Source organism: Streptomyces sp. PA03-1a (genome assembly GCF_033792805.1).
Taxonomy (GTDB): domain Bacteria; phylum Actinomycetota; class Actinomycetes; order Streptomycetales; family Streptomycetaceae; genus Actinacidiphila.
Genome location: NZ_JARAVO010000112.1, coordinates 19,370 through 29,213, shown reverse-complemented (window position 1 = coordinate 29,213; position 9,844 = coordinate 19,370). Strand labels below are relative to the sequence as shown.

The window sequence follows — 9,844 nt, the reverse complement described above, 5'->3', positions numbered from 1 at the left end:
GACCCGGCGTCCCCCGCACCAATGGCCCCGGCGCCCGCCACCGGGCCCGAACCCGTGCTCAGCGCGCGCGGGCTGGTCAAGCGCTACGGGCACGTCACCGCCATCGACCACGCGGACTTCGACCTCATGCCCGGCGAGGTGCTGGCCGTCATCGGCGACAACGGCGCCGGCAAGACCAGCCTGATCAAGGCGCTCACCGGCGCGCTCGTCCCGGACGCCGGCGAGATCCGGCTGCACGGCAGGCCCATCAGGTTCGCCGGGCCGCAGGACGCGCGGGCGCACGGCATCGAGACGGTGTACCAGGACCTCGCCGTCGCGGCGTCCATGGACATCGCGTCCAACATGTTCCTGGGCCGCGAGATCCGCCGCCCCGGCGTGCTCGGCTCGGTGCTCCGCCTGCTGGACAAGAAGGCGATGCGCCGTCAGGCCGCCGACCACATGGCCGCGCTCAAGGTCGGCGTCGGCTCGATCACGCAGCCGGTGGAGACGCTCTCGGGCGGCCAGCGCCAAGCCGTCGCCGTGGCGCGCGCGGCCGCCTGGGCGCGCAGCGTCGTGGTGATGGACGAGCCGACCGCCGCCCTCGGCGTCAAGGAGTCCGGACAGGTCCTCGACCTCATCCGCCGGGTACGGGACAAGGGCATCCCGGTGATCCTCATCAGCCACAACATGCCCCACGTCTTCGAGATCGCCGACCGCGTCCACGTCCACCGGCTGGGCAGGCGGGAGGCCGTCATCAAGCCGTCGGACTACTCGATGGCCGAGGTGGTGGCCATCATGACCGGCGCGCTCGGCGTGCGACCGGACGGCGGTACGGTCGTGGCGGACAGTGACGCAGCCTCGGCCGCAGGGGTCGGGGGGAGCTGACCGACGGACCCCGGCATCCGCGGGGCCGACATCCGGAGAAAAGGTGGTCCATGACAGCGACCCGCAGACCGACCCTCGCCGACGTGGCCCGCGAGGTGGGTGTCAGTGCCAAGACGGTCTCCCGGGTGCTGAACGAGGACGGTCCCAGCTCCGCGGAGACCAGGAGGCGGGTGCTGGAAGCCGTGGCGAAGCTCGGCTTCCAGCCCAACCTCATGGCCAGGAGCATGCGGGTGGGCGGCCCCGACACCACCGTGGGCCTGGTGGTGCCGGACCTGGGCAACCCGTTCTTCGGCGCCGTCGCCGGCGGCATCGAGGATGCCGTGCACGGGCACGGACTGACGCTGCTGATGGGCTCGTCGGACGACGACCCGGAGCGGGAGCACGCGCTGATCGGCACCTTCCTGGCCCGCCGGGTCAGCGTGCTCATGGTCGCGCCCGCGGTGGGCGCCGACCACGCCCACCTCAAGTCCCACCGGGCCGCCGGGCTGCCGGTGGTCTTCCTCGACCGGCCCGGCAACGGCCTGACCGCCGACACCGTGGTCAGCTCCAACCGGGCCGGGACGCAGGAGGGCGTCGCCCACCTGATCGCCGGCGGGCACCGCAGGATCGGGTTCATCGGCGACCTCCCGGCCCGGCTGTACACCCGTCGCGAGCGGCTCGCCGGCTACCGCGCCGCGCTCGCCGAGGCGGGGCTGCCCCACGACCGTGCCCTCGTCGCCGACGCGCACGACCCGGCCGGCGCCGCCGAGGCGACGGCCCGGCTGCTCGCCCTGCCCGACCCGCCGACCGCGCTGCTGTCGGGCAACAACGTCATGACGATCGGGGTCATGACCGAGCTCTCCCGCGGCGGGCGCAAGGACGTCGCGGTGGTCGCCTTCGACGACGTCCCCATGGCCGCCATCCTCGAACCCGCCCTCACCGTCGTGGCCCAGAATCCGGTCACCATGGGCGAGTTGGCGGGCTCCACCGCCCTCGAACGCCTCGACGGCGACCGCACCCGGGCCCGTACCCTCCTGGTCGAGACCCGGCTCGTCCCCCGTGGCTCGGGGGAGCTGCCCCCGCCCGCCCGTACCCGCTGACCGCCGGGCGCCGCGCCGGGGGACCGGCCGGACCGCGCCCACCGAATGGGTCATCGGCCCCCGCCCGCAGTGCGCATTCCCGCCCATACCGATCGTCGTGACCTAGGGTGAGCGTCCTGTCACGAAAGGGTCGTGGTCGATGTGATGGCGGTGGCGTGCACGGGGGGCCCAGGCCGGAAGCCCCCTGCTGACCGGCGGTGCGGGCGATGACGGGGGCCTGGCAGGAGCTGGCGCAGGGCCTCGGGTCGGCGGGTGATCCGGCGCAGTTGCTGCCGGCCCGTCAGCAGATGGCCTTCACCCTGGGCTTCCACATCATCCTGGTGCCGTTCGGTGTCGCCCTCACCACGCTGATGCTCATCGCGAACCACCGCGGTCTGCGCCGCGGGGACGCCGACGCCATACTGCTGGCGCGGCGCTGGTCGAAGGTGGCCGCGGTGCTCTTCGCCGTGGGGGCGATCACGGGCACCGTCCTCTCCTTCGAGCTCGGCATCCTCTGGCCGGGCCTGATGCGCGGGTACGGCCCGGCCTTCGGGTTCCCGTTCGCCATCGAGGGGCTGTTCTTCTTCCTCGAGGCGATCTTCGTGTCCCTCTACATCTACGGCTGGGACCGGCTGTCGCCGTGGGCGCACTTCTGGACGGGCGTACCGGTGGCGCTCTCCAGCATCGGGGGCGCGGCCGCCGTCATCGCGGCCAACAGCTGGATGAACCAGCCCGGCGGCTTCACGATGCGCGACGGGAAGACCGTGGCCGTCCGGCCGGCGGAGGTCTTCTTCAATGGGGCGTTCCGGTGGGAGTTCCTCCACATGCTGCTCGCCGCGTACATCGTCGCCGGTTTCGCGGTGGCGAGCGTCTACGCGGTGGGCATGCTGCGGGGCCGTACGTCCCGCTACCACCGCACCGGGTTCCTCATCGGCTTCGTCACCGCCGCCGTCGCGCTGCCCCTGCAGGTCGTGGTGGGCGACACCATCGCCCGGTACGTGTACCAGGCCGAGCCCGCCAAGTTCGCCGCGGTCGAGCTGCTGCCGCGGACCGGCACGCACGTCCCGGAGACGCTCGGCGGGGTACTGGTCGACGGCGAGGTCCGGTACGGGCTCCCCGTACCGGACATGGCCTCCCTGCTGGCCGGATTCCACCCGTCCACCGAGATCAAGGGGCTCGAAGCGATCCCCGCGGACGTACGCCCCTCGGACCGGATCGTCAGCACCGTCCACCTCGCCTTCGACGTCATGGTCGGGCTGTCCTTCGCCCTGCTGGCCCTCGTCGTGTGGTTCCTCTGGCTGTGGTGGCGGCGGCGCTCCCTTGAACGGCAGCGGTGGTTCCTGCGCTGCTGCGCGGTCAGCGGGCTCGCCGCCGTGGCCTGCCTGGAGACCGGATGGATGGTCACGGAGTTGGGCCGCCAGCCGTGGACCGTCGTCGGCCACCTCCTCACCCGCGACGCGGTGACCACCCAGGGCAACCTGTGGCCGTTCTTCGGGTCGGTCGTCGTCATCTACGCGGCCGTGGGCGCCGGCGCGGTGACGGTGCTGCTGTCGATGAAACGGCGCTGGCAGGCCGGGGACGACGACAGCGTGGACGTCCCCTACGGTCCGCGCAGCGGTCCGGAACCCGTCGGCGCGCGAGCCGGGACGGAGGAGTGATGCCGGAAGCCGTCGCGGCCTTCCTCTTCCTCGGCGTCATCGCGTACTGCCTCTTCGGCGGCGCGGACTTCGGCGCCGGTTTCTGGGACCTGACGGCGGGCGGGGCCGAGCGGGGCCGGCGCCCCAGGCACCTGATCGACACCTCCGTCGGCCCGGTGTGGGAGGCCAACCACACCTGGCTCGTCTACTGCCTGGTCTTCCTCTGGTCGGGGTTCCCGGCCGCGTTCACCGCCATCACCACGACCCTCTACGTCCCGCTGGGCATCGCCGTCCTGGGCATCGTGCTGCGCGGCGCCGGCTTCGCCTTCCGCAAGGCCTCACTGCGCACCCCCGAGCAGCGGGTGTACGGGGTCGCCTTCGCCGCGTCGTCCGTCCTGACCCCGTACTGCTTCGGGTCGATCGCCGGGGGCATCGCCTCCGGGCGCGTGCCCTCGGCGGGCAACGGGAACGCCGTCACGAGCTGGCTGAACCCCACCTCGGTGCTCGGCGGCGTGCTGGCCGTCCTCGTCTGCGCCTACCTCGCCGCCGCCTACCTGTACGTGGCGGCCCGTCAGCAGCGTGACCACACCCTGCAGCGGCACTTCCGCAGCAGGGCCCTGTGCGCCGCCGTGCTGACCGGGGCCGTCAGCATCGCCGGCGTCTTCGTCCTGCGGCAGGACTCGCCGCACCTGTTCCGCCGCCTCAGCCACGGCGCCCTGCCGCTGGTGCTGCTGGCGGCGCTCTGCGGGGTTGCGACCATGGTCATGGTGTGGCGTGAGCGGACGAGGTTCCTGCGCGGGCTCGCCGCGGCCGCGGTCGCCCTGGTCGTGCTCGGGTGGGGCGTCGCCCAGTACCCGTACCTCCTCGGCACCCATCTGGAGATCGGCGAGGCCGCGGCCCCGCAGGCCACGCTGGCGGTGACGATCGGCGTCGCCGTCGTGGCCGGACTCCTCATCTTCCCCTCCATCGCGCTCCTCTTCCGGCTCGCCAACCGGGGCGCTCTGCGACCACCGGAAGGGGAACCGGCCGAGCCGCGGGCCTGAGGGCACGTCCTCCCGGTGCTCGTGAACGGGAGGCGATCGCGCGCCGGGTCACCGGCGGGCCCGGGCGCGCGCGGACGGGGAGATCGTGTCTCGCCGGGGTCACACCGGGCACTTCCGTGACCCCGACGAGCGGACCGAGGCCGCGGGCACCGTGGCGCGGGTTCCGGCCGTCATGCCGTCGCCGAGGGGCGAGTCCCGGGCCGAACGCCCCATCGGCGCCAGCACGCTGCCGGAGAGGAAGGTGCCGAGGCCGACGCGCGGCGCGTGGGTGGCGGTGGAGCGGGCGTCCAGGGGCGCGGGCAGGGTGACGGCACCGGACGTGCCGGCCCACATGATGACGTGGTCGCCCTTGTTCCGGACGGCGCCCACCCGCGCCTGGGCGGTGCGGCGCTGTCGGGGTGCCGGCTCCCGCTCGCCGGGACCGCGCGCCCCGTGTTCCGGTGTCCCCGGGCATGGCCGTACCGGTGATCCGGTCGGCGGGAACGCATCCGGTGATGACCGCGGCCCGGCCGGCGTACCCCCTGGGGAGGGCACGCCGGCCGGGCCCACCGGTCAGCCGGAGACGCCGAGCACGGTCTCGCCCGAACGGCCCGCACCGGTTCCGGTCACCCGTACCGTCAGCGTCCGTCCGTGACCGTGCGGGACCGTGACGAACGCGTGGGCGAAGCCCGCGGCCGTCGCGCGGCCGGAGCCGACGACCCGGCCGTCGAGCCGCACGGTGAACCGTTCACGCGACGACAGGCCGGCCGCGGTGACCGACGCCGTGGAACCGGCGGCCGCCTCCCGGGGCATGGTGTCGACCACGAACGGCGACCGGGACCCGGAGCCGTGCACCGGTTCGAGGTCGTCCCCGTCCACCGGCGGCACGAGGATCCGCCGCACCGCCAGGGCCTGGAAGATCGGGCCCTGGATCTCGTAGTACGCGGTGGCCCACAGCGGCCGCCCGGCGGGCACCGTGACGGTCCGGGAGATCGGCGCCCCCTCCTGCGGGCTGCGCGTGGTGGGGATGCGCTCGTCGAGGAGGAGCGAGCTGCCCGCGTAGATCTCCGGGCCCTCGCCGACGGTCAGGGCGAATCCCCCGCTGTACGCCGCGGGACGGTTGGTCACCGTCATCCTCAGCGGCGCGGGGCCGCCGTGGTGCTTCGCCGGGGTGCCGCGCCGGAAGGTCGCGTAGAACGGCTCCACCATCGCGGGCCGGCCGGTGCGCCCGGCACGGTCCTTGTTCCGGTACGTGGCCACGGTCGTCCCGTCGAGCACGAGGTCGAGGCGGTCCACCCCGGTCGTGTCGTAGGAGCGGGTGAACGTGTCCTCGGGATCGGTCTGCAGCGTGGCGAGGACCATGTCGCCGTTGGTCAGCTTGTAGCGCAGCGTCGGGAAGACCGGCACCTCCGAATTGTTGGTGTAGCTCACCTGCGCGGTGTGCGCCGTGGCGCGGTCCTCGGTGATGGACGCGGTGCTCGCCTTGACGGCGGTGGGCGTCCAGGTCACCGACTTGGTCTGCCCGGTGCGGCCGTGGCCTTCAACCACGGCGAGGGTGGCGGTGAGCTTCCCCGGCCTGGTCTCGACCGGGTCGGACTTCCAGGCGTACCAGGGCAGTTCGCCCGCGTCGACGGCGAGCGTCCGGTCCAGGTAGGTGCCGGAGGCGCCGCGGACGGTGATGCGCACCGTGCCCTTGCCCTTGACGGCCGTGGTCATCGCGGCCAGCGGGTTGCCGTCGAAGGCGTGGGCGTCGGAGTGCTCGGCGTCGCCCAGGACCAGCTTGGCGACGGTGAAGGAGCCGCCCGCGCTCCGGCCGCCGTACCTGACCTCCAGGGTCTGCTTCCCGGTGGCGATGTCGGCCGGGAGGGTGACGAGACGGCCCACGCCGCCGTCGTCGGTGGTGCGTCCGGTCGCCAGGACCCGGCCGCTGCCCTTCACCCGGATCTGGAAGTCGACGGCCGGGGTCAGGTCCTTCGCCACGACGACGGCGGACTGGCCCGGCACGGCGTAGGCGGGCTTGACGGCGACCGTGGGCCGGGCGCCGGGGGAACCACCGGGCGGGCCGGTACGCGGGTCACCGGTGACGGTCACGTACGTGGTCCGTCCGGTGTCCCCGTACGTGACGCGGCCGAGGTACACCGCTCCGGCCCGCAGGCCCTTCCAGGACAGGGTGACCGGGGTGGTGCCGCCCGCGTGCAGGGCCGCCGTGGCGGGCTGCGCGGTGAACGAGCCCTCCGCGCCCTCGTCGCCCAGGGCGAAGCTGGTCACCGTGAAGTCGAGCGGTCCGGACCCGGCGAAGAAGTCCACCTCGACCTCGTACAGACCGGGCTCGGGGTCCTCCAGGTCGAGCTGTTCGTCGGCGGACTCGGTGGCCGCCCGGTCGACCAGCGACGTGTCGCCGTACTCGTTGAGCCGGTACACCGACAGGTCCAGGTCGGCCGAGTCGTCGGCCGCGTCGAGGGCGAAGCGGGCGTGCTCCGTCCCGGCCGGCACCTCCACGACGTGGGTCCGCGCGGGTCCGCCGACCGTTCCCGAGTCCTGGACCCGCAGGCCGCGGGAGAGCCCGGTGAGGTCCAGCGGCACGTCGCGGTCCTCGCCGCCCTTGAGGGTCACGGTGGTCCGGCCGGTGCCGCCCGAAGCGGCGACCGCCGTGGGCGCCACCAGGGTCACCGGTCGTACGGCGAGCGCGCTGCGCACGCTCTGCTCACCGGCGCGCCAGGTGAGGTACCCCGTGGCGTACTCGCCCAGCGGCGCGGTGGTCCGGGTGAACGTCACCTTGAACGTCCTGGACTGCCCCGCCCCGGTGAAGGTCAGGGACCGCGGCTCGACGACGGTGTCCACGCCCGGGATCCGCACGGGGTCGGCGGTGAAGGTGCCGGCCCCCGTCGACGTCACGGTGCGGGTCACGGTCTGCCGGCCCGCCAGCGAACCGACGCCGATCGACGCCAGGTTGAGGTCGGACGGCGCGGGCGCCGTGCGGTCGCCCTTGACGGCGGCGACGTACCGCGCCCAGTCGTCGGGACCGTTCAGGTACAGCAGCCCGGGGTGCAGGTAACGGGTCGCGTCCACCTGGCCGTTGCCCTGGGCGAAGACGTCCTCCGACGCATCCCCCGCGCCCGTCACGGTGGGCCGGGTGGTGGTCATCAGCGCGGACTTGATCTCGGCCGGGGTCGCCTGCGGGTGCAGGCCGAGGTAGAGCGCGCCGAGACCGGCCACGTGCGGGGACGCCATCGAGGTGCCCGACATGAAGGTGAAGCTCGGCCGCCCACCGGCGGCGTTGGCGCCGTCGGCGAGGACGGCCACACCCGGTGCCGCCAGGTCGGGCTTGATCAGGTCGCCGCCGTCGGCCTGGACCGGGCCGCGCGAGGAGAACCCGGCGATCTGCGGGACCGCCGCCGACGCCAGCCGGTGCGGGTTGCCGTCCACCAGGGTCGCCGTGGGCGCGTCGGTGGCGGCGTACGAGACCAGCGCGTCGTAGCCGTCCGCGTCGACGGCGATCGTCGGGACGGCGTGGGTGTCGAGGTCCGTCGAGTCCGGCGAGGGGTTCACCAGGACCATCCCGATGCCGCCCGCACGCTTCACCTCGGCCGACTTGGCCGCCCGGTCGTACGTGCCGCGCTCGCACAGCACGATCGCGCCCTTGACCTTGGCGCCGTCCAGGCTGTCGGGACCGCACAGCTGCGGCCGGACGGAGATCGCGGTCCCGGCGCCCGAGGCGGCGACCAGCGGGCCGGTCACCTTGCGGCCGTCCGCCGGGAGCGAGACGGACGCGCCGAGCACGTTCTGGCCGTCGCCGAGCTCCACCGTGGCCTCGCGGGTCGGCATGGTGCTCGCCGCCGCGGTGGTGATCCACGGCGAGGCGTTGTCGACGGTGCTGTCGCCGGGGCCGGAGTTGCCGCCGGCGGTGGCGACGAAGATGCCGCTCGCAGCGGCGTTGCGGAACGCCTCGTCCACGACCGAGTCGGTGGTGAGGGCGCCGCCGGCCGAGCCGATGGAGTAGTTGATCACGTCGACGTTGTCGGCGACGGCCGCGTCGATCGCGGCCAGCAGGTCACCGGTGGCGCAGCCGTCGTCCGTGGTGTCCTTCGCGTCGGGGCCGCTCCAGCAGGCCTTGTACGCCGCCACCTTGGCGGCCGGCGCGACACCGGAGACCGGGCCCATCGGCACGCCGCCGAGGTCGGCGGCGACGCCGTTGGCACCCGCCGCCGTGCTGGCGGTGTGCGAACCGTGCGCCTCGCCGTCCCGCGGCGACAGGTACTCGCCGACCGAGGGGCCGCCGATGTGGGTGGCGCCGAAGTTGTCGACGAAGTAGCGCGCGGACACCAGCTTGGTGGAGCAGTCCGCGGCGGTGAACTGGACGCCCGCGGTGCAGGTGCCGGTGAAGGTCCCGCCGTCCGCCTTGCGGAAGGTGACCACGGAGCCGTCCAGGTACGGCTCCTGACCGGGCGCGGTACCGAGCGGCGCACCGGCGAACGAGGGGTTCTCCGGGGCGATGCCGGTGTCGACGACACCGACGACCACGCCCTTGCCGGCACCTGCGACGCCGCCGTTGGCGGCCCACACCCCGCTCTTCCCGCTGAGGCCCAGGTAGTCCGTCGAGTTGACGGCGGCCAGCGGCTTGCGCAGGTCGTCCTTGACGACCGACACCACCGTGGGGTCGGCGCGCAACGCCTCGACCTGCCGCGGCTGGAGCTCGGCCGTGAAGCCGTTGAGCGCGGCGGAGTACGAGGAGATCACGCGGGCGCCGACCGTCTTGGCCGCGTCGTCCTGACGCTCGCGCAGGTAGGTGCGGTAGGCGCGGACGGGGGCGGAGCCGGCCTTCAGGCCTTCGCCCTCGCGGGGGGCCGTGCGGGCTTTGCCGGCCACGCCGCCGGTGTACGTCGCCGCGGCCGGCTCGCGCAGGGTGACGATGTACCGCCCGGCGGACGGCGGTTCGCCGTTTCCCGGGTCGTGCGCGGCGAACGGCGCCGGGACGGCGGGTGGCGTGGGGACCGGGGCCGCGACGGCCGGTGCCGGGGCGGCCGCGGTGAGGACCGTCAGGCTGACGCCGGCGACGAGGGCCGCGAGTGACCGCGGTATCGCCGACCGGCGCGCAGGCGGATGGGCAGGTGGTGCCACCAAAGCTCCTTCATCAGGGGGTGGCCGGACAGCCCGGCCGGATGGAACGCCGTTCGGGCGCACACAAGTTCTAGCCGGGTGATCCTTTGGTGACCAACGTCCTGCGCTGCCGAAACCGGCCAGTGGCCAGAAGGGGCCACCGCCT

Annotated in this window: 6 protein-coding genes; 4 read left to right on the top strand and 2 right to left on the bottom strand. The window is 73.9% G+C overall.

The window, feature by feature from the left end; all coding sequences use genetic code 11:
• Nucleotides 1-21: 21 nt before the first annotated feature.
• The 4 genes from PV341_RS24505 to PV341_RS24490 all read left to right on the top strand — a co-directional run bounded on the left by PV341_RS24505 (nt 22) and on the right by PV341_RS24490 (nt 4,602).
• Nucleotides 22-864, top strand: a complete 843-nt coding sequence (locus tag PV341_RS24505) for an ATP-binding cassette domain-containing protein (protein ID WP_500323709.1) — start codon at nt 22-24, stop codon at nt 862-864.
• Nucleotides 865-914: 50 nt separating this feature from the next.
• The gene (locus tag PV341_RS24500) at nt 915-1,943 is read left to right on the top strand and encodes a LacI family DNA-binding transcriptional regulator (RefSeq protein ID WP_500323534.1); all 1,029 of its coding nucleotides are present in this window, start codon (nt 915-917) and stop codon (nt 1,941-1,943) included.
• A 206-nt stretch (nt 1,944-2,149) separates the two neighbouring features.
• The gene (locus PV341_RS24495) at nt 2,150-3,580 is read left to right on the top strand and encodes a cytochrome ubiquinol oxidase subunit I (protein WP_500323536.1); all 1,431 of its coding nucleotides are present in this window, start codon (nt 2,150-2,152) and stop codon (nt 3,578-3,580) included.
• Nucleotides 3,580-4,602, top strand: coding sequence for a cytochrome d ubiquinol oxidase subunit II (locus tag PV341_RS24490; RefSeq protein ID WP_500323538.1), 1,023 nt, complete (start codon nt 3,580-3,582; stop codon nt 4,600-4,602). Before PV341_RS24495 ends, PV341_RS24490 begins: the two co-directional genes overlap by 1 nt.
• A 99-nt stretch (nt 4,603-4,701) precedes the next feature.
• On the opposite strand, the gene PV341_RS24485 is transcribed toward PV341_RS24490, so the two are convergent.
• Entirely contained in the window at nt 4,702-4,971 is a 270-nt protein-coding gene (locus PV341_RS24485; protein WP_500323540.1) for a hypothetical protein, read from the bottom strand.
• 183 nt (nt 4,972-5,154) lie between these two features.
• A complete protein-coding gene (locus tag PV341_RS24480; protein ID WP_500358976.1) occupies nt 5,155-9,699 on the bottom strand; it encodes a S8 family serine peptidase in 4,545 nt (1,514 codons plus the stop codon).
• Nucleotides 9,700-9,844 lie beyond the last annotated feature (145 nt).

Excerpts from the sequence above, each read along its gene's own strand:
- PV341_RS24505 (WP_500323709.1), top strand. The coding sequence starts at position 22 with ATGGCCCCGGCGCCCGCCACCGGGCCCGAACCCGTGCTCAGCGCGCGC.
- PV341_RS24500 (WP_500323534.1), top strand. The coding sequence starts at position 915 with ATGACAGCGACCCGCAGACCGACCCTCGCCGACGTGGCCCGCGAGGTG.
- PV341_RS24490 (WP_500323538.1), top strand. The coding sequence starts at position 3,580 with ATGCCGGAAGCCGTCGCGGCCTTCCTCTTCCTCGGCGTCATCGCGTAC.
- PV341_RS24495 (WP_500323536.1), top strand. The coding sequence starts at position 2,150 with ATGACGGGGGCCTGGCAGGAGCTGGCGCAGGGCCTCGGGTCGGCGGGT.